This window comes from Pseudomonas sp. KU43P (assembly GCF_033095865.1).
Classification (GTDB): Bacteria; Pseudomonadota; Gammaproteobacteria; order Pseudomonadales; family Pseudomonadaceae; genus Aquipseudomonas.
In genome coordinates this window covers 1,683,577-1,703,220 of the sequence record NZ_AP019365.1, presented here as the reverse complement: position 1 = coordinate 1,703,220, position 19,644 = coordinate 1,683,577, and the positions used below count along the sequence as shown (strand labels likewise).

The window sequence follows — 19,644 nt, the reverse complement described above, 5'->3', positions numbered from 1 at the left end:
GCTGCTCAATTTTTCTGCGCGACACAACGGCCAACCTTGGCATCTTCGTCGCGGAACTTGGCCAGGCCGTGCCCTTCGATCTGGTAGACGATGCTGAACCCTGCCCGCTCGATGCCGGCCAATGCACTGCCATGTTCCAGGTAGCGACGATAGTGGTCGGTGCCGAAGATCTTGTCCTGGGCTGCATCGTCCACGGTGCGGTACTCGAAGAACACCTGGCTGCCGGAGGGCAGCATCACGCCCAGCAGGTCCAGCAATGCCGCGGCCTCGGCTTCCTCGATTGCATGCAGGAAGAACCGTGCGTACACGGCCACCTTGCGCTTGCCGGCCAGGAAGCCCTGGAGGGCGTCGCGTGCCTCACCTGCCGTGGATTGCACATAGCGCGCACGCTCATGGGCGGAACGCGACCGGCACAGCTCGATGGCCTCTTTCGAGGCATCCAGGGCCAGCAGCTCGAAGCCGTGAGCGGCAAAGAATTCGCTGTCGCGACCATTGCCACAGCCGAACTCGATGATGCCGTCGACATCCGCCAGTTCATTGATGACAAACGCGGCAAACTGCGAGGGGTACGCCGGCGCGCCCTTTTTACGACTGCTGTAGAAGCTGTCCCAGTAGATCGACTTTTCCAACAGGCTCATGGTCTTCCCTCTTCACTGCTCAGCGCATACAGCACGGTGTCGAACGTGCTGTGAGCGTGGCAGCGCAAATAAAATCGGTAGTTCAGCCCGTAGCCGTGCAACTGCTCGAAGATGCTCCACAGGTGTTCGGCGCGGTGATAGATGCTGATGGCCAGGTTCGGTCGATGGCGCGCCAAGGTCTGCCTCGCACCTTCCAGCGCCGCAGGTTCCTCGCCTTCGATATCCATCTTGATCAGGTTTGGCGCGAAGCCCGGCAAGGCGTCGTCGATGCGCACGCAGGTCACCGTCTCGCCGCCCGACTCGACCAGGTGGCCACCGGCGCCCAGGGCCCCATCGAAGCCCACCTGGCGGTTGCGGTCGGATACCCCGCACGGGAAGTTCACCGCATCCAGGCCACGCACGCTCTCGACCAGGGCTGCATAGTTCTCCAGGTTGGGCTCGAAACACGCGACCGACGCAAACGCCACGCCTGCCTCACGCATTTCTGCCACGGTGTCGCCCACGTAGGCGCCGCAATCGATGAAACGCAGCGGCTGCGGCCAGGCCGGCAGGTCGGCGGGGAAGTACTGGCGTGGGGACGGTGCGGGCAGGCCCAGGTAGTCGCCGGTGGTCCGGAATTCGACGATACGGTCGAGCAACGTGCGGCTGGCCTCGTCGGCCAGGTGCTCGCGCATGAATGCAATGCGCTCGGCATGGGCCTGGTAATAGGCGCCTTCGACCAGCCAGTAGCGAAACGGCTGCCCCTCCGGCATCAGGTTGACGAACTCGACCAGGCTGAGCACTCGGCCGAAACCGAGCTGGCGCAGGTCACGCACCACCTCGGCCACATCGACGTAGTTGTTGAACAGGCCGATGACCACACAGGCCTGGGCCGGGTCATGGGCCTCGGCCCAGGCCTGCGCAGTGCTGACGCCGAGCCCCTGGACATCGCCCAACAAGGTGTCGCGGTCGAGAAAGCCGTCGACGCGGATATCGCGCTCAGCCAGGTAGGCCTGCACACGCTGCCCCGCCAGGCGAGCGCCGTACACCAGCAGGTGCTTGAAGTTCTGCCGGTCAAGCATGGCTGGCTCCCACGCGCACCAGCACGGCGTGGCCATTGAGGTTGTGCAGGAAGCGGAAGTCCGGATTGTCGAGCACGAAGGCGTTGACCAGGCGGGTCACGCCTTCACAGCCAAAGAAGCCGTAGTCGTCGAACACCACCACGGCGCCTGGCAGCAGGCGCGGCAATGCCCAGTTCAGCACGTCGCGAGCGGACTCGTAGACATCGACGTCGATATGCACCAAGGCCAGTTGCCCCGTGACGCGCTCGGCGTTCTCTTCGGGGAACATCCCCTTGAGCAGTTGCACGCGGTCGGCAACGCCGCACTCGCGTGCCAGCGCCTGGACCAGGCCGATGTCGGTGTCGGCGTGCTCGCCGCCCTGATAGCGGGTGTCGTGGCTGCCCGCCTTGACCACCCCGGCAAAGGTATCGGCCAGGAACACCTGGCGACCGGGGCGCTGGCTGGCCATCGCCAGCAGGCAGCCGGAGCCGCCCCGCCAGACGCCGACCTCGAGGAAGTCCCCTTCAAGGTGCTCCAGCTGACGCGCCAGCGACCACAGTTCGTACAGGCGATACTTGTCGACCAGGGTTTTGCCCTGGACCTGCGCCAAGGCGCGCTCGAAGGCCTGGTCACCCTGCCAGGGCGCATAGCTGGCGTAAGGCAACAGCCGCTCGTGGTGGATTTCCGGCGAGCGGGCATGCGCCCATGCGCGGGTGCCACGCAAGTAGCGATAGCTCCAGCCCGTCAGCGTTCTCTTCAGCCACGCCATGTCAGTCGTGCTCCGAAATGGCCATCTGCGCGGCAAACTCGTCCCGTGGCAGGAAGGGGTACAGATCTTCCAGCGCGCCGGTCTCGGGTTTGCCTTGTTCGTTGATGCGGGTCATGACGCGCGGCACGCGCGCTTCCTCGACCTGCACCACGACTTCGCAGACCACTGGGCCGTCGCGCTCGAGCACGGCCAGCAATTGCTCGTCGAGCGCCGCATGGCTGTCGATGCGCGCATAGCCGACACCGTAGGCTGCGGTGAGCTGCTGCAGGTCAGGCAGTTGCAGGCCGCTGCTGGCATCGGCGCCGACCAGCAACTTGAAGTGCGCGTTCTGCGAGGTGCGGATCGAGGCGTAGCCCTGGTTGTTGATGACGAAGCACTTGATCGGCAACTTCTGCGCTGCCAGGGTCGCCAGTTCCTGGATGTTCATCTGCACACCACCGTCGCCGTCGACGCAGATGGTCTGCTTGCGCCCCGCCGCGAGGCATGCGCCGATCGCCGCTGGTACGCCAAAGCCCATCGAGCCGGTACCGCGGTTGTGGAAGCAGCGCTGGTCCTTCTTCAAGCGCAGGTTGAGCAGGAACAGTTCCGACGCGAAGCCGGAGCTGCCCGGGGCGATGACATCGCCCTCTTTGAGCAGGTCCGAAAGCCGGTCGCTGAAGTGATACATGCTCACGCCCTGGCTGTCGTCGGCGTGCTCGGCCTGCAGCAGCGGATAACGTGCACGCCAGGTCGCGATCTGCGCACGCCAGCTGGCGAAGTCTGGCAGGCACTCGGTATTCACCGCCGCTTGCAGCTGTTCGATGAACGGCTTGACGTCACAGACCACCGGCAACTCGATGTCCATCTGCAGCTTGGCGATTTCGGCTGGGTCGATGTCGACCACGATCTTTTTCGCCTTGGGTGCGAAGTGCGCATGGTTGTAGGCAGTCAGTGCCATGTCCAGGCGCGAGCCGAGAACGATCAACAGGTCGCAGTTCTGCAGGGTGAAGTTGGCCCAGCGAGGTGCGATCGAACCTGGACGGCCACCGTACAGCGGGTGCTCGTCTTCGATCAGGTCCATCGCCAGCCAGGTCGGCATCACTGGCACGCCAGCGCTTTGCGCCAGCTGCCGGAACGCCTCGACCGCCCCTGCCATGCGGATGCCGCTGCCGGCAATGATGCCCGGGCGTTTGGCCTGCTTGAGCAGCTCCAGGGTACGGGCCACGGGCTGCGTGAGGTCAGCGGCCGCAGCCGGTGCTGGTAGGCGCGCACGCCGCAGGGTCGCCGGGTCGATCTGCACCGCTTGCACATCCAACGGCACGTCCAGCCACACGGGGCCACGACGGCCGGTGAGCGCGGCGTGCTCCAGCTCGTCGAACACTTCGGCCACGGCCAGCGGGTCGGTCAGGGTCACGGCGCGCTTGGTGATCGACGACACGATCGAGACGATATCGGCTTCCTGCACACCCAACATGCGCAGGCCGCTGTCAGCCTTGAGGTCGGCGGTCTTCACCTGCCCGGAAATGAAGAACACCGGGGTGGAGTCCAGCCAGGCGCCCAGAGTCGCGGTGACCGCGTTGGTGGCGCCCGGCCCGCAGGTAGTCATGCAGGCGCTCGGCCCGCCCGACAATTTGCCGGCGGCCTCGGCGGCAATGCCGCAGGCCTGTTCATGCAGGCATAGGACCGGCTCGAGGTCAGGGTGACGGCCCAGGGCATCGTTAAGATGCATGGCACCGCCGCCCGGCAGGAAGAACACCTGTTTGATGCCCAGCTCCGCCAGCCGATTCATGATGTAGTCAGCTACACGCATCTTGTTTCCCATCTCTCAAACCTCAGTTCGCCGAACGTTCGGCTCAATTCAATCGATTCAAAAACGCCAGCGCCGACCAGAAACCTGCGCCGTGATCCTTATGGCCTTGCCATACCTCTGGAATGAAGCTCACCTGCCGATGGGCCTTGATCTGCGCCCAGGCCGCAGGCCAGTCGATGTCGCCGGTGCCCATCAGCACGCCTTCGCCGTTGGTGCCTTTGGCATCCGCCACGTGCAGGTGCGCCGAGTACGGCAACAGCAAGCCCAGGGCTTCCTGGAAATCGAGGCCGAAGTGGAAGCAGGTCATCTGCAGGTGCGACAGGTCCAGGCACAGGCGCATGCCGCTGTCACGGGCCTGGGCGGCCAGCTCGTCCGGCATCATGAAAATGTTCTGGTGACGCTGGCCGCCGAAGTGCCATGGGAACGGCGCCATGTTTTGCGGGATCAGCTCGGTGCTGCCGAAGTCGACCCGTGCGCAGCTCTCGTAGAAGCGCTCGTACAGCGCCGGGCGCATCGCCAGGGGGCGCGGCGCATCGGCGGAAAAGCCGCCGATATTGGCGACGATCAGCCGGGCATCGGCATCCGGGAAGAACGCGGCGATCTGCTCGGTCGCCTCCACCACCCGCTGCAGGTTATCGATGGAGCGCTGGCGGTAGGCGGGGTCGTCCGCGACCAGGTCCAGCAGCTCGCTGTTCTCGAACAGCTCCGGGGCATGCACCACCAGGCGCGAACAGGCAACCGGCGCCAGGAATGGCTGCGGTTCGAGGCTCAGGTCGCGATACGACAGGTGGAACTCGAACAGGTCCGGCTCGATGCGTCGGCGGTAGTCGAGGAAGTCGTGGTAACGCACCGGCACGCCCCAGCGCACCGGCATGTCGAAGGCCAGCTTCTGTTCGGGCTGCTGTTCTTGCAGGTCGCTTTCGAACAGGAAATCGCCCTGGGCGATGTCCCGCTGCGCTGGCTTGCCCAGCAGCTCTTCCAGGCGGTAAGGCGCCAGGCCCTGGCCAGGGCTGGCGATGCGCAGCATGCCCGCTTCGAGAACGCTGCCACGGGCGATGGGGCGGGCGGCAATCACGCTTTTGCCGAGGTTCTCGCGGTTGAGCAGCTCGCCCTGGCTGGCATGACGGCCAGGCCCCTGCCATGGCAGGGCCAGTTCCAACTGGCGAATACCTTCGACCAGTTGGCGGAATTCGGTCGGCTCCAGGCTGGCCAGGTGGTCCGGCCCTTCCATGTCGCGATCCAGGGTGATGTGGCGTTCCACCAGTTTCGCCCCCAGCGCCACGGCGCCCAGGGTGATGGCGATGCCGCGCTCGTGCCCCGAGTAACCGATCAGCCCGTGCAACTGCTGCAAGCGCCCCAGGTAGCCCAGCTGGATGTCGGACTCAGGGGCCGGGTAGGCGCTGTTGCAGTGCAGCAGGGCAAACGGCGTGCCCAGTGCCTGCAACTGCTCGATGGCACGAATGATCTCGTGCTCGAACGACATGCCGGTGGAGAGAATCAGCGGCTTGCCCAGGCTCGCGGCCTTGGCGATCAGGTACGGGTTGCACAGGTCCGCCGAGGCGATCTTCAGCGCTGCCACGTCGAACTCGGCAAGCGCATCGACACTCGGCTCGTCCCACGGCGTGCACAGGTAGGTGATGCCCTTGTGGGCGCAGTACTCACGCACCTGGCGGTGTTCATCGAGGCTCAGCTCGACCTTGTCCAGCAGGTCCTGGATGTATTCGACGCCCAGGTCTTCGGCGCGCGAGCCATCGGCCTTGCGCCGGTACAGCGCTTCGCGGTTGCGCAGTTGGAACTTGACGCAATCGGCACCGGCCTCGATCGCCGCATCCACCAGTTGCCGGGCCAGCGCCAGGGAGCCATTGTGGTTGTTGCCCACTTCGGCGATGACGTAGACACGCTCGCCGCCAACAGGGACGCCGTCGAGAAGAATGGAAGTCATTGGATTTTCGCTCGCCATGAGGTTACGCCGCTGGATTCAAAGCGGAAATTCTGGGTCTGACAGCCCACACCCGCCAGCACGTCGATCACACGCTGGCGCAGTTGAGGCTGCACGTAGAACAGGAAGAAGCCACCGCCGCCAGCACCGAGCAGCTTGCCGCCGACCGCGCCGGCGGCGATTGCCGCGTCGTAGATGGCGTCAAGGCGCCCGTGGCTGATCGCCGAGGAAAAGCGCTTCTTCAGCCGCCACGCTTCATCCAGGCATTCACCGACCCCGCGCAGCTCGCCGCGAATCAGGTGCCGATGCATGCGCCGGCAGAGGGTGACACTGGCATGCAGCAGTTCGGTCTGCGACTCCTCGGCCGCGATCTCTTCACGCTGCAGCTCGTGCAGCCGGCCCGAGTCGTGGGAGATGCCGGTGTTGCACAGCAGCAGGCACGACTCGAACTCGTTGCGAATGGCATCCTCCAGGCGGATCGGGTGCACCAGGTTGCGCTGGTTCTCGAACTCGATCAGGTTGAAGCCGCCGAACGCCGAGGCGTACTGGTCCTGCCACCCTCCGGCGATGCCAAAACACAGGCGCTCGGCCTGGAACGCCAGTTCGGCAATCTCGTAGGTGCTCCAGCGGTCCTGGCGCAGCTCGTTGAACACCGCGATGGTGGCCGTGGTGGCCGCCGACGAGCCGCCCAGGCCCGACCCCACCGGGAAGTCCGAGCGCAGGAACAGGTCGAAGCCGTACTTGGGCTTGATCACCGCAACGATCGTCGCCAGCAGGCTCTTCTCGGGGGTGGCCAGCAGATCTGCCAGGCAATCGAAATGCTCTTCGCGGCCTAGGTCCTCGGCATGGATGGTGATCTGCTTGTCGTTGCGCGGCACCAGCGTGGCGTGGGCGTAGAGGCCCACGGTGCAGCTCAGCACGGCGGCCGGATGGTCGATGAAGAAATAGGTCAGGTCGGTACCACCACCGCAGAAGCTCATGCGCACCGGCGCACGTGCCCGAGCCAGCACCGGCACTTCGGCACTGGCAGCAAGCTGGCGGGTGTACACCTCAACCAGCCGCTGCTCGACATCCAGACCCGGCAGAGCGATGTAGCCCAGGTCGAACAGCTTGAGCAGCTCCTCGCGCGAGGTACCCACCGGCACCGCTCGGAATTGGCGGTTCATGCAGGCCGTTACCGGCAGGTCGGTCTGCCCACCTTGCAACAAGTGCCGGCGCACGTCGCCGTTGGTGACCACGCCGACCAGGCGCCCGGCGCCATCGACGACGAAAACGATCTGCAGGGCGCCGGCCTCGATGCGTTCGACGGCATCGAGGATGCTGTGCTTTTCGCTGATGCTCAGGGTCTGGACGAGTGAGTTCATTGGGCAGCGCTCATCTGGAATTCGCTGGAGTAACGGGCAAACGATTCCGGCGTGCCGATATCGATGAATCGCCCCTGGTACTGGCACACAGCGACCGCGCTGCGCCGCAACAAGGTGGGCAACAGGTCGCGCTCGAGCGAGCAGGCGTGCCCAGCGGCTGCGGCAAACGCCTCAGCGTCGAACGCATAGACCCCGGCATTGATCAGCCCTGGGCCGGCCACGCCTTTTTCGTTGATCGCGTGCAGCGCGCCCTGTTCGTCAAGCGCCAGGCTGCCGTAACGGCTGCGCTCGTCGACCTGGACACCGAGGATGGCATTGCCGGAGCCCTGGACGGCCAGGCGGTAGGCCGGTGCATCCAGGTAAGTGTCGGCATTGAGCACCAGGTAGCGCCCCGCTGCCGGGTGTTCGTGCAGCGCATTGAGCAGCGCCCCGCCGGTGCCCAGCGGCTCGGCCTCGACCACCAGGTGCAGCGCCAGGCCGCTGGCCTGGGCCAGGGCCGGCAGTTGCTCGGCCACCTGGTCGGCGCGGTAGTGCGCGCACAGCACCACCTGGGTAATGCCGGCCTGCGCCAGCTGGCACAGCACCGCTTGCAGGAAGGGCGCGCCATGCACGCTGACCAGGGCCTTTTGCGAGCCCTGGGTCACGCTCTGCAGGCGCGTGCCGAAGCCGCCGCACAGAACGTAGGCACGCATCAGCGCAGCCTCCGCACGTACTGCTCGATACTGCTGGCAGCATGTTCCAGGTGGTCATCGGTCAAGCCTGGCCACAAGCCGATCCAGAAGGTGTCCTTCATCACTTTGTCGGTCACGGTCAGCTCACCCGACACGCGGTATTCCAGGCCTTGCAGATAAGGCTGGCGGGTCAGGTTGCCGGCGAACAGCAGGCGTGTGCCCACGTTCTGCGCGTCCAGGTGGCGCAGCAGGTCCAGGCGCTCGACGCCACAGCCGTCACGCAGGGTCAGCGGGAAGCCGAACCAGGAAGGGTCACTGTTGGGTGTGGCGTGCGGCAGGATCAACTGCTCGCTGCAGCCGGCCAGGCGCTCGCTGAGCCAGTTGAAGTTGCGCTTGCGTGCAGCGATGAAGTCATCGACCCGGTCCATCTGCGCCAACGCACAGGCGGCCTGCATGTCGGTGATCTTCAGGTTGTAGCCCAAGTGCGAGTAGGTGTACTTGTGGTCGTAACCTTGCGGCAGGTCGCCCAGTTGCCAGCAGAAGCGCTTGGAGCAGGTGTTGTCCTCGCCTGGGCCGCAATAGCAGTCACGGCCCCAGTCGCGGAACGACTCGACGATGCGTTTGAGCAGCGGCGAATCGGTGAACACCGCACCGCCCTCGCCCATGGTGATGTGGTGCGCGGGGTAGAAGCTCAGGGTACCCAGGTCGCCGAAGCTGCCGACCTGGCGCCCATCGTAGGTCGCGCCGAGGGCGTCGCAGCAGTCCTCGATCAACCACAGCCCGTAGCGGTCGCACAGCTCGCGCACGACCTTGAGGTTGAACGGGTTGCCCAGGGTATGGGCCAGCATGATTGCCTTGGTCCGCGGGCTGATTGCCGCCTCGATCAATGCAGGGTCGATGTTGTAGGTGCCCATCTCGATATCGACGAACACCGGCACGGCACCGAACTGCAGGATCGGGTTGACCGTGGTCGGGAAGCCCGCCGCCACACCGATGATTTCGTCACCCTTGCGGATCGCCCGGTCACCCAGGCGCGGCGAGGTCAGCGCGGAAAACGCCAGCAGGTTGGCCGAAGACCCCGAGTTGGCGGTCAGTACGCCACGGCGCCCCAGGTAGCGGGCCAGACGCTTTTCGAAGGCCTGGTTGAAACGCCCGGTGGTCAGCCAGCCGTCCAGCACCGCCTCAGTCATGGCCTGCAGCTCCGGCGCACCGATGACCTTGCCCGATGGCGGCACGGCATGCTGCCCCGGCACGAACGCAGGTGCGGTCAACTCGAGTTCCGCGTAACGGCCCACCAGTTCGGCAATTTGCTGGCGCAACTGCTGCGCCGTTTGATCAGTCATTGTTTTCCGCCTTCATGGGCCGCGATCTGCGCGCGGCTGTATTGCTGCATGTCTTGACCGTCGCGCCAGGCGCGATGCCACTCCAGGGTCTGCCGCAGGGCCTGCTGCAGATCCCATTGCGGGCGCCAGCCCAATTGCTGGCGCGCGCGGGATGAATCGAGGGTGAGCAACCCGGCCTCGTGAGGCTGGACACCGGCCTCGACGGCCCAGCGCGCCTCGCCAGGCCACAGCGCGGCCATGGCCTCGACCACTTCACCCACGGTTGCCGTGCCTTCGCTGTCAGGCCCGAAGTTCCATGCCTGAGCCAGTGCCTGGCCCTGTTCGACCAGCGCCTGGGCCAGCAACAGGTAGCCCTGCAAGGGGTCGAGCACGTGCTGCCAGGGGCGCACCGCACCGGGGTAGCGCAAGGTCAGCGCCTGCCCTGCGTCCCAGGCCCGCAGGATGTCGGGCAGCAGGCGGTCGGCCGACCAGTCGCCACCGCCAATCACGTTGCCGGCCCGTGCAGTGGCCAAGGCCACGCCGCGCTCGCGCAGGAACGACTCGCGCCACGAGGCGCAGAGCAGTTCGACGCAGGCCTTGCTGCTGCTGTAGGGGTCGTGACCGCCCAGGGCATCCTGCTCGCGATAGGGCCACAGCCACTCGCGGTTCTCGTAGCACTTGTCGCTGGTCACCACCAGAACCGCACGCACCGTGTCACAGCGGCGCACCGCTTCGAGCAGGTTGAGCGTGCCCGTGACGTTGGTGGCATAGGTCTGCGCTGGCGTGCGGTACGACTCGCGCACCAGTGGCTGCGCCGCCAGGTGCAGGACGATCTCCGGCTCGAACGCCACCAGGCTGCGCGTCAACTGCTCGGCATCACGTATGTCGGCGAATTCGCCGGCCACTCGCTCGGCCAGGCGTGCGCTGTCGTGCAAGGCAGGAGACGTGCACGGTGCCAGCGAATAGCCGTACACCTCGGCACCCAGCTCGCTGAGCCACAACGCCAGCCAACTGCCTTTGAAACCGCTGTGGCCAGTCAGGAAGACCCTGCGCCCGGCCCAGAAGCTGCGGCTTACGACCATACCCGCCATTGCGCCTCTCCCGACTTCCAGCGCTCTTCCAGGTAGGTGCGATCGCGCAGGGTGTCCATCGCCTGCCAGAAGCCGCGGTGGGTATGGGTCATCAACTGGCCGCTGCTGGCCAGAGCGCGCATCGGTTCGTATTCCCAGGTGGTGTCGTCGCCTTCGATGTAGTCGAAGATGCCCGGTTCGAGGACGAAGAAACCGCCGTTGATCCAGCCGCCGTCACCCAGGGGTTTTTCCTGGAAGCCGTGCACCTGCTCGCCACGCACATCCAGCGCACCGTAGCGTCCTGGCGGCTGCACGGCAGTGACGGTGGACAGCTTGCCGTGCCCCTTGTGGAAATCGATCAGTGCCGGGATATCGACATCGGCCACACCGTCGCCGTAGGTCAGGCAGAAGGTATCGTCACCGACATAGTCGCGCACACGCTTCAGGCGCCCGCCGGTGGCTGTGTTGTCACCGGTGTCGACCAGGGTCACGCGCCACGGCTCGGCATTGCGGTTGTGGATGTGCATGCGGTTTTCCGACATGTCGAAGGTCACGTCGGACATGTGCAGGAAGTAGTTGGCAAAGTACTCCTTGATCACATAGCCCTTGTAACCCAGGCAGATCACGAAATCGTTGATCCCGTAGTGGGAGTAGATTTTCATGATGTGCCAGATGATCGGCTTGCCACCGATCTCGATCATCGGCTTGGGACGAAGATGCGACTCTTCGCTGATGCGTGTACCCAGGCCGCCGGCCAGGATGACTGTTTTCATTGTCGACTTACCTTGAGAGGCCGTTGCCCCGGACCGGGCTGACAAAATACTGACCAATTCAGCAACTTGGGCAGGCGAAGCAAAAAGATTGCCAACTTGCCCATCGATGGCGCAGCGCCGGGCGAATGGCGCGAAAAAGCGCCCAAAGGCAGGAGATTTCGGGGCTTCGCCCCATTCGACAGACAAAAAAAAGCCGGGCTGAGCCCGGCTTCATCTTGCGCTGGGGGCTAGCCCAGCTCACGCAACCAGCGTGGCCCGGCCTCACCTGGCTGCTCGCCGATGCCGAACGCGCCATCCACCGCCAGCGCACGGGCGAAGGCCCAAGGCGCTTGCGCAGCCAGTGCCTCGCGCACCGCGGACGGCAGCGACGGCACGCCGGCATTGAACAATTGCGCCTGGGGCGCCACCAGCACCAGCAGGCCTGCTTGCGACACCTGCAGGCACAGCGCGATGTCTGGCGCATCGCCCTGCGGCAAGCCCCCCAGTGCCTCGAACACCTCCTTGCGCACCATCAGGCCATCGGCCGAAACCGCATGGCTGGCGCGCACCACCCCCAACCCCAACGCATCAGCACCGGCGCGGCCGGCGACGCCCAACCAGCTGGCATGCACCTGCTGCCCCTCCAGCAACTCATAGCCTGCATGGCTGACGCTGCCGTCCGCGTCGTACATCTGGCAGCCCACCACGCCCACCTCAGGGCGCTGGGCCTGGTTGAGCAAAGCTTCAATCCAGCCTGGGTTGGCAACCTGGCTGCGGTCGCTCATCAACACCAGGTACTCACCACGTGCGTGCTCTGCCGCCAGATTGAAGCGCTGCGCCAGCGCCTGCGACGGGCAGGACAACATTCTGACTCGCCCGCCCAGGCTGGCTTCCTGCGGCTGCTCACCCTCGGTGACCACCAGCACTTCATAACGCGGGTATCGGGTACGCTGCTGGATGCTGGCAAGGCTTGCCGCGAGCTGCTGCATGTCGCCACTGGCCGACAGCAAAATACTGACCATCGGGGTGGCGGCATGGCGAAACTCGATGTCCAGGCGCCCCTCATGCCCCTGCACGACCTGGGCACGGTAGCCCAGCACACCCAGGTGTCGGTCAAGCGTGGACAGCACACCCGGCAGCATGGCCTCACGGTCGACCTGGCCGACCACCAGGTATTCGTCGACATGTGCCAGGCCGCCCAGGCCATGGGCCTCGATCACCCGCAGCAGCAGGTCGAACTCCAGCGCCTGGCGACAGGCGTCGCTGTACCCGCCGACTTCCAGAACCACGTCCTTGCGCAACAGCCAGTGCTGCGCCATGAGATCTGGCCGGCTGCGCAGCAGGTCGACGTCAGCCCCTGGCCGCTGGATGGCAATCAGGCGGCCTTCACTGTCGCGCTGCACTTCATTGCCACACACGGCATGGCACTGGCCTGCCTGCGCCAGCTCTACCTGCAGGCGCAACAAGCCGCTGCCGGCCAGCTCGTCACCAGCTTGCAGCAGCATCAGCCAATCGCTCGGGAGCTGGCGTACCACCTGGTTGAGGTGCGAAACAACGGTATCAGGCAACACCTTGATGAAGTGCAAGGTATCGCGCACGGTAGTGATCGCAGGTAGCTTGCCGGCCTTGAGCACCACGATGCGCAGATCGCGCAAGCCACTGGCGACCACACTGTCGAAGGTACGTTGCAAGGCTTCGTCATCGTCTGCCAGGTCCAGCACCAGCAAGGCCATTGCGGTGCGCTGGCCAGCCTTCAGGTGCTTGCGTACTCGCTGCTGGCCGACAGCGTCCAAGGTCGCCTGGGCAAGGGCCTGGAGCACCTGCCCCGATGGAGTGTGCGCCAGGCGCTCGGACACCTGCGCAGCACCAACCAACTGCAGGCGCTCGATCCAGGCCTGCAGTTCGTTGCGGGCATCGTCTTCATCGTCTGCCAAGGTGTCCAGCAGCAGGCTGCAGATCTGTGGCGCGAAGAGGTTGACCGACAGTGCCTGCCAGTACCGGCTGCGCAGTGTCTTCACGTTGTCGTTGGCATGCTGCTGCAGCAGATCGCGCTGACGCACCCAGGCGCCCTCCAGCGCCCGTACATGGGCCTGGCCCACCGGCCAGGCGTGCTGCAGGAACTCCAGCGCCGACAACTGCCGGAACAACCCGGCGTTGTAGTAAGGCAGCTCGACGTACTGACGGGCTTCGAAGCTGCGCTCCGGCTCATTGACCACGCTGGTCCATGGCGATACGAACAGCAACGGCGCAGGGTCGGGCGCACCCAGGCTGAGCGCGAACTGGCGCAGAATGGCGAAGCCTTCCTCGTCCGCGAAGTCGCCGCCTTTCTGCTCGTCCCATTGGCGCAGGGTGCGGATGGCCGGCAGCATGGCGTCGGCATCGACAGCCAGGTCCACGCACTCGCTGACCACCTGGGTCTGCTCGAGCACCTTGATGTCCCCTTGGCGCAGCAACGCAAAGGACAGGCCGAGCAGCCAGTCTTCATCCGCCACCTGCAGCGCCGCCTCGTGCAGGGCGCTGCGCAGCGCATCCACGCGCAGCACCGCGCGCCACGGCTGCAGGCCACTCAGGCCATACTGCTGCACGCGCTCGCGCAGGCCACCTGCCACCGCCTGGTGGGCCGTGCGACCCAGTCGGTAATAGCTGACCGTGCTGTTACCCGGCTGCATGCCCAAGGCATAGCCCTGCGCACCCTGCACATGGGGGTGAGCCTGCAGACAGTCCAGGGCCTGTTGCAGGGCATCGACCAGCAGGAAGTCACTGTCCTTGGCCAGCACCACGAACGGCGTATCGACCTGGTCCAGCGCCTGTTTCAACGCGGCGCGCAACTGCTCGCCGGTCTCACCGTCGACAACGCTGGCCTGGCATCCGCCCGCCTGCAGGTAGGCCATGGCGCGCGTGCGGTAACCCTGATCGGCGCTGCCCAGCAGCAAGACATGGGTATGGCGGGGTGACAAGGTGTTCACGGTTGTTGGTCCAGTCATGATGTACCCGATGCTCAAATTCCAGTGATACCGCAGGCGGCGCCCTGGGCGCCGGCGCGGTGCTTCAGTCGGCCAACCAGGCGTTGGCCCAATGCTGCAGATGGCGCTCGGTCAGCACGTAGTCGCGCAGCACCACTTCGCGCAGGGCGTCGCCCTGGCGGTAGCTGGCATCCGGGTCGGCCAGGTGCATGCGTATCGCCTCCAGCCACTCGTGCGGCTGATTGCCGGCCACCCGCGTGCACGGCAGGTAACCGGCGTAGGCCTTGGTATCCGAACAGATGACCGGGAAGCCACAAGCGCCGTATTCGAGCAGGCGAAGGTTGCTCTTGCAGTCATTGAACAGGTTCTGCTCCAGCGGGGCCAACGCCAGGTCCAGGTTGAGGCTGGCCAGCTTCTTCGGGTAGAGCGCCATCGGTATGCCCGGATGGAACTCTTTCACGTAAGGGCGCAGCGCATCTGGGCACATGCCGAAGAACACCCAGTCGACCTCGTCGGCCAAGGTCTTGATCACCTCCAGCAGCAGCTCCAGGTCACCTCGGTGGCTGGTGCCACCCGCCCAGCCCACACGCGGACGGGCGCTGGTTTGGCGCTCACTGGCCAGGCCGCACCACAGCTGCGCTGCGAGCATGTTGGGCACCACCTGGATATCGCGGTGCATGCTCGACAAGGCATCGGCCAACGGCTCGGTGGAGGCGATCACCCGGTCGCACATGGCGATACCCTGGCGCACCGCCTCGCGAATGTCGGCGGGCATGTTGCGCGAGTGGTCGTTGCGCTTGGGCACATCGATGATGTAGTCATCGATCTCGTAGAGATGCCGGGCGCTGGACGAGCGCACCAGGCGCCCCATCTCCTCGACCGAAGCCATCTTGCTGCGGTACTGGAAGACCACCACATCGGGCTTTTCACGCTCCAGCTCGATCAAGTCCGGGAAGCGATAACCCACCCGGCCCTGGACCCAGCCGGCACTTTCCAGCTCATGGAACGGCTGGGTCATGCGATAGTGCCCAACGGCAGACGAGTTGACGGGCAACGCCAACACAGCAGGCAGCACCCGCTTGAGGAAAGGATCCCAGCCTTGGCGCAGCCCGGGCTCGAGGGTGAAGCTGGCCATCTTGAGGCTGAGGTTACGGTTGTACGCCGGATCGCGAGCGACCTTGGCCAGCCAGCGCTGGTAGAAAAGGCCCTTGTCGCCAGTAAGTTGCTGGCTGTCCACGGCGCTGTGGCTCGCCGCCCCCAGGCGGGCCAGCAGCGCCGCAGGCGTCCACACCAGCAGATACCCCTGCTCGCCCGCCCTCAGGCAAAAATCGGCATCCTGCAACGAGCCTTGCAAGCCCTCCAGGTCGAAACCACCCAAGGTCTCGAACAGCTCACGGCGTACCAGCAGGCAATCAAGAGCCAGGGCACTGCAGTTCTGCGTGGAACGCAGCCTGTGCATGTAGCCGCTCTCGTGCGCCGGCAACCCCACGAACGGAGTGCCCACCTCGCCGTGCAAGCCGAGTACCAGCCCGGCGCCCACCACTTGGCCGGCAGCGTCGCACAACTTGGGCCCGACCACACCGACTTCAGGCCGCTGCGCCTGGGCCATCAACTCACCCAGCCAACGCGCATCGAAGGCCACGCAGGCGCTGTCGAGCATCAGCAGAAAATCACCCCGTGCTACCGCACTCGCCTCATTGAGCCGCGCTACGCGCGTGCCGGCGGCCACTTCGATCACCCTCAGCTGGTCACTGCCCAGGCTGTTCATGGCCTCCAGCCACTGCCGCAGGTCGAGCGGCGCGTCGGCAGCGGCAACCAGCAACACTTCGAAGTTGCCATAGGCCGTGTGCTCGAACAACGACTCGACACAGCGCCGGGCCTTGGCCAGGTCATCGCCGACACTCACCAGGATCGACACCCCCGCCTGGCCCTCATGGTGATACGTGACCTGGCATACCGCCTGGTCTGCGGCACCCTCGACCTCGGCCTCGACGCCCAGGCGCTGCAGGTGCGCCTGCACCACGCGAGGCGCTTGCGCCACGCAGCGCGGGTCACTCAACCATTGGCCGTAATCCCACTGGCTGTGCACCAGCAGTTCGTCGATGTGCTCGACCACCTGCAGGCCGCGGTTCTCCACCAGGCGCCAGAACAGGTCGTGGGGCGCCAGGATGTCGAATTGCTCATCGAACCCGCCTGCGGCAAGCAGTGCCTTGCACTCGAACGCCAGCAAGCGCCCGACGTAGGGCAAGCTGCGCATCAGGTCGAGGTTGAAGTCCGGCTTGAAGATCGGCATGCCTGGGTTGAGGGTGTCGTGGCCCCCTTCATCGACATACAGGCACACACGATCACGCAACGCCATGCGCTCGGCCATGATCGCCAGCGCCTGGGGCACCAGGCGGTCGCCGGCCTGCAGCAGGAAGACCCAGTCGGCGCTGTCCGCCTGCATCAGGCGCGCCTGCAACTGGGCAAGGCCGTTGCCCTGCCGGGGCAGGCATTCGATACCGGGCACCTGCGGCGCCTTGACCTGCTCTGCGGCGAGCACCCAGCAAGCAGCGGGCGCATAAGATTGCCCCGCCAGGCTGTCGAGCGTTGCCCGCAGCGCCTGCTCATCGCCCGCCTCAGCCCAGATCACCGGCACGATACGCGGCTTTGCAGGCCATTGCTCGAAACGCTTGGGCAGCAGCTTGAGCTGGGCATCGGACAGGGTGCGGTAGTCCAGCCACTCGGCGTAGACCTCTTCGAACGACAGGCTGTCGCTGCCCACCTGCTGTAGCGTGCGCGCCTCCTGCAGGGCGCTGAGCCCATTGAGGTCATACTCTTCCCAGCACGTATGCTGATCATCGACATAGCGCGCCATTGGCACATAGCGCACCCAGCCCTTGGCCGGTGCCGCCTCGCTGCCGCGCGCGGCCAGCATCGCCTTGATCCAGTCGGTTTCGATGGGGTAAGCCAGAGTCACGCTCGGTTGGTGGCTCAGGCGCCCCGGGTGCAGCCGCTCAACGCTGAGAAAACGCTCCAGATGCCCCAGGTTGCCACGGCGCATCAGGCAGATGTAAAGCGCCAGGTCCAGGCGTGCAACGAAGCCCTGCCCCTGCTCGACCAGTGCCGGCAGGAACATCTTCACCTGGGCAACCCGCATCAGCGCATGGCTGAGGCCGCCGAACAGATTGGGGGCGCCCACTTCCAGCGCTTCGAGCAGGTCACTGCCCTTGACCACGGCCTCTTCCGGACACAGCACACTGTTGAGGTTGCGCGACGGCAGCAAGGTACCGTCCGCAGCGCACAGCATGCGCTGGCAGATGGTCATGCTGACATCGGCATGTGCGTTCATCACTGCCGCTTGCAGGCTTACGCAATCGGTGAACAGCAAATCGTCATCGCAGAGGAACTTGATCAGTTCACCTTGGGCCTGTTCGAGGCACATCAGCAGGTTGCCACCGAACCCCAGTGTCTGCGGGTTGCGCAGGTAGCGCACCGGTTTGCCAGCCTCCCTCGCCACTTCGTCGACGATCCGCTGCACGTCTTCGCCCCGGCTGTCGTCACACACCAGCACTTCGAGGTTCGGATAATCCTGGTTCACCGCGCTGAGCAAGGCGCTGCGCAGGAAGTCGGGATTGAATGCGGCGATGGCAAGGGTGACGAGAGCCGAATGATTCACGATGAGGGACCTGGGAGGAGGTCCGCGCACGGCCCCGTAGGGGCAATGCGCGGCCGGTGACACGAGAGGAGGATCAGATGTAGTTGACCAGCGACAACCCGGCGACCTTGGCATAGGCCTGCAGCGAGGCTTGCAGCATGTTGGTCTGCATCTGCAGACGCAGCATCACCTCGGCCGGATCGCTTTCGCGGATCGAGCTCTGGGTCTTGGTGTTTTCGGTGCTCAGCGCTTCATTGGTTTCCGCCTGCACATCCAGCGCCTGGCCACGCCCACCGATGGCACTGATCGACGAGGACACCTGATCGGTGGCGCTGGCGATGTTGCCGATCGCCGAATCCAGCGAGGCGAGGAAGTTCTGCCGGGCAACCGGGTCGTTGTCGACCGGGCTGGTCAGCGCCTTGCGCAGTTGGCCGATGGTGTCGAGCACGTTCTGGGTCTGGTGCGTGTCGACCTTCACCCCGAACGAATCGCCCGCATTAGGCGCACCCGACAACTCGAAACTGACGCCGGCTGCCGTGGCAGTCGTGCCGTTCGGGCCTCCCAGGGCACCCGAGGCGACTGGGCGGCTGTCTGCGGTCATCGGCGAGGCGTACAGCTCGAAGGTGTTCGTGCCGGTGAACTTGAGCACCGCGCCGCCGGAGGGGAACGCTGCCTTGTAGGCGGCCTCATCGGTAATGGTCGCGCCCGTCACCTGCTCCGACGAGGTGTTGCCTGGGCTACGGGTGCCGGAGACCTGGTCGGCCTTGGAACTCAGGCTGAAGGTATGGCCGGCGATGGCGGCGTCTTCGTTGCCCTTGTCGCCGTCCTTGAGGCTGATGTCCAGGCGCAGGTCGACACCCCGGAAGCTGATGGTGGTGTTGTCGCCATTGGGGTCGAACTTGCCGCCCTGGCTGGCTTCGAGGGTGACGTCGTTGTTGTTGGCGTCGGTGATCTTGTACTCGGTGCTGCTGATGAACTCGATCGTGTACGGCTCGCCACTGCGGAAACGGTCGTTGTAGGTCGAGCTGCCGGAAACCTGGCCGTTGGACAGGCTGACACGGCCATCGTCGGTGGCTGGCGCGGTCAGCTTGGTTTCGCTGCGGCTGGTGTTGAGCGCCTGCTCGAAGGCGTCGTAACCGGTCTCGTTGGCGGCCAGGCTGAGCATGTCACCCACCTGCAGGTTCAGCTTGCCCTGATCACCCTGATAGCTGTAGGTGCCGTCGGCATTGCGCACGTAAGGCGCAGTATCGCCCTTGGAGCCGGAGAAGATGTACTTGCCGTTCTCGTCTTTGCTGTTCATCAGCGAGAACAGTTGATCTTCCAGCGAGGCCAGTTCGTCGGCGTTGGCCTTGCGATCGGCATCGGTGAAGGTGCCGTTGCCCGAGCTCACCGCCAGTTCGTTGACCCGCTGCAGGATCGTGCCGATGGCATTGAGGGTGCTCTCGGTGGTGCCCAGGGCATTGCGTACGCTGGTGATGTTGCCCGAATACTGCTTGAGCATGTTCTGCTGCTGCTCCAACTGCAGCAGGCGCGCCGCGCCAACCGGATCGTCCTTGGCAGAGCGCACGCGGATGCCATCGCTGGCATCCTGCTGGCTTTTCACCGCGTTGGCGAAGTTGCGCTGATAGTTGCTGCTGCTGGTGTTGTAGAACTGCGAAGTAGAGATGCGTACGCTCACGATCTACGGCTC

The 19,644-nt window shown here is 65.2% G+C and carries 13 protein-coding genes; all 13 read right to left on the bottom strand.

Translation table 11 applies throughout. The features are described 5' to 3' along the window. Positions 1-5: 5 nt before the first annotated feature. The gene (locus KU43P_RS07825) at positions 6-638 is read right to left on the bottom strand and encodes a class I SAM-dependent methyltransferase (protein WP_317662055.1); all 633 of its coding nucleotides are present in this window, start codon (positions 636-638) and stop codon (positions 6-8) included. Then, positions 635-1,699, bottom strand: a complete 1,065-nt coding sequence (locus KU43P_RS07820) for an FkbM family methyltransferase (RefSeq protein ID WP_317662053.1) — start codon at positions 1,697-1,699, stop codon at positions 635-637. Before KU43P_RS07820 ends, KU43P_RS07825 begins: the two co-directional genes overlap by 4 nt. After that, positions 1,692-2,447, bottom strand: coding sequence for a TylF/MycF/NovP-related O-methyltransferase (locus KU43P_RS07815; RefSeq protein WP_317662051.1), 756 nt, complete (start codon positions 2,445-2,447; stop codon positions 1,692-1,694). Before KU43P_RS07815 ends, KU43P_RS07820 begins: the two co-directional genes overlap by 8 nt. A 1-nt stretch (position 2,448) precedes the next feature. Beyond that, the gene (locus KU43P_RS07810; protein WP_317662049.1) at positions 2,449-4,236 is read right to left on the bottom strand and encodes a thiamine pyrophosphate-binding protein; all 1,788 of its coding nucleotides are present in this window, start codon (positions 4,234-4,236) and stop codon (positions 2,449-2,451) included. A gap of 43 nt (positions 4,237-4,279) precedes the next feature. After that, positions 4,280-6,178, bottom strand: a complete 1,899-nt coding sequence (locus KU43P_RS07805) for an N-acetylneuraminate synthase family protein (RefSeq protein ID WP_317662047.1) — start codon at positions 6,176-6,178, stop codon at positions 4,280-4,282. After that, positions 6,175-7,539, bottom strand: a complete 1,365-nt coding sequence (locus KU43P_RS07800) for a CBS domain-containing protein (protein ID WP_317662045.1) — start codon at positions 7,537-7,539, stop codon at positions 6,175-6,177. The genes KU43P_RS07805 and KU43P_RS07800 overlap by 4 nt, the downstream gene beginning before the upstream one ends. Further along, positions 7,536-8,231: a sugar phosphate nucleotidyltransferase gene (locus tag KU43P_RS07795; RefSeq protein ID WP_317662043.1), complete on the bottom strand. Its 696-nt coding sequence runs from the start codon at positions 8,229-8,231 to the stop codon at positions 7,536-7,538. Before KU43P_RS07795 ends, KU43P_RS07800 begins: the two co-directional genes overlap by 4 nt. Beyond that, entirely contained in the window at positions 8,231-9,553 is a 1,323-nt protein-coding gene (rfbH, locus tag KU43P_RS07790; RefSeq protein WP_317662041.1) for a lipopolysaccharide biosynthesis protein RfbH, read from the bottom strand. The genes KU43P_RS07795 and rfbH overlap by 1 nt, the downstream gene beginning before the upstream one ends. Then, the gene (gene rfbG, locus KU43P_RS07785) at positions 9,550-10,623 is read right to left on the bottom strand and encodes a CDP-glucose 4,6-dehydratase (RefSeq protein ID WP_317662040.1); all 1,074 of its coding nucleotides are present in this window, start codon (positions 10,621-10,623) and stop codon (positions 9,550-9,552) included. Before rfbG ends, rfbH begins: the two co-directional genes overlap by 4 nt. After that, positions 10,605-11,375, bottom strand: coding sequence for a glucose-1-phosphate cytidylyltransferase (gene rfbF / locus KU43P_RS07780; RefSeq protein WP_317662039.1), 771 nt, complete (start codon positions 11,373-11,375; stop codon positions 10,605-10,607). The genes rfbG and rfbF overlap by 19 nt, the downstream gene beginning before the upstream one ends. Positions 11,376-11,602: 227 nt before the next feature. Beyond that, the gene (locus tag KU43P_RS07775; RefSeq protein WP_317662038.1) at positions 11,603-14,338 is read right to left on the bottom strand and encodes a glycosyltransferase family 2 protein; all 2,736 of its coding nucleotides are present in this window, start codon (positions 14,336-14,338) and stop codon (positions 11,603-11,605) included. 64 nt (positions 14,339-14,402) lie between these two features. Continuing rightward, the gene (locus KU43P_RS07770) at positions 14,403-17,975 is read right to left on the bottom strand and encodes a glycosyltransferase (RefSeq protein ID WP_317662037.1); all 3,573 of its coding nucleotides are present in this window, start codon (positions 17,973-17,975) and stop codon (positions 14,403-14,405) included. 73 nt (positions 17,976-18,048) lie between these two features. Continuing rightward, entirely contained in the window at positions 18,049-19,632 is a 1,584-nt protein-coding gene (locus KU43P_RS07765; RefSeq protein WP_317662036.1) for a flagellar hook-associated protein 3, read from the bottom strand. Between the last annotated feature and the right edge of the window lie 12 nt (positions 19,633-19,644).

Coding starts and splice junctions, on each gene's coding strand:
- KU43P_RS07825 (WP_317662055.1), bottom strand. CDS start 638: ATGAGCCTGTTGGAAAAGTCGATCTACTGGGACAGCTTCTACAGCAGT.
- KU43P_RS07820 (WP_317662053.1), bottom strand. CDS start 1,699: ATGCTTGACCGGCAGAACTTCAAGCACCTGCTGGTGTACGGCGCTCGC.
- KU43P_RS07815 (WP_317662051.1), bottom strand. CDS start 2,447: ATGGCGTGGCTGAAGAGAACGCTGACGGGCTGGAGCTATCGCTACTTG.
- KU43P_RS07810 (WP_317662049.1), bottom strand. CDS start 4,236: ATGCGTGTAGCTGACTACATCATGAATCGGCTGGCGGAGCTGGGCATC.
- KU43P_RS07805 (WP_317662047.1), bottom strand. CDS start 6,178: ATGACTTCCATTCTTCTCGACGGCGTCCCTGTTGGCGGCGAGCGTGTC.
- KU43P_RS07800 (WP_317662045.1), bottom strand. CDS start 7,539: ATGAACTCACTCGTCCAGACCCTGAGCATCAGCGAAAAGCACAGCATC.
- KU43P_RS07795 (WP_317662043.1), bottom strand. CDS start 8,231: ATGCGTGCCTACGTTCTGTGCGGCGGCTTCGGCACGCGCCTGCAGAGC.
- rfbH (WP_317662041.1), bottom strand. CDS start 9,553: ATGACTGATCAAACGGCGCAGCAGTTGCGCCAGCAAATTGCCGAACTG.
- rfbG (WP_317662040.1), bottom strand. CDS start 10,623: ATGGCGGGTATGGTCGTAAGCCGCAGCTTCTGGGCCGGGCGCAGGGTC.
- rfbF (WP_317662039.1), bottom strand. CDS start 11,375: ATGAAAACAGTCATCCTGGCCGGCGGCCTGGGTACACGCATCAGCGAA.
- KU43P_RS07775 (WP_317662038.1), bottom strand. CDS start 14,338: ATGACTGGACCAACAACCGTGAACACCTTGTCACCCCGCCATACCCAT.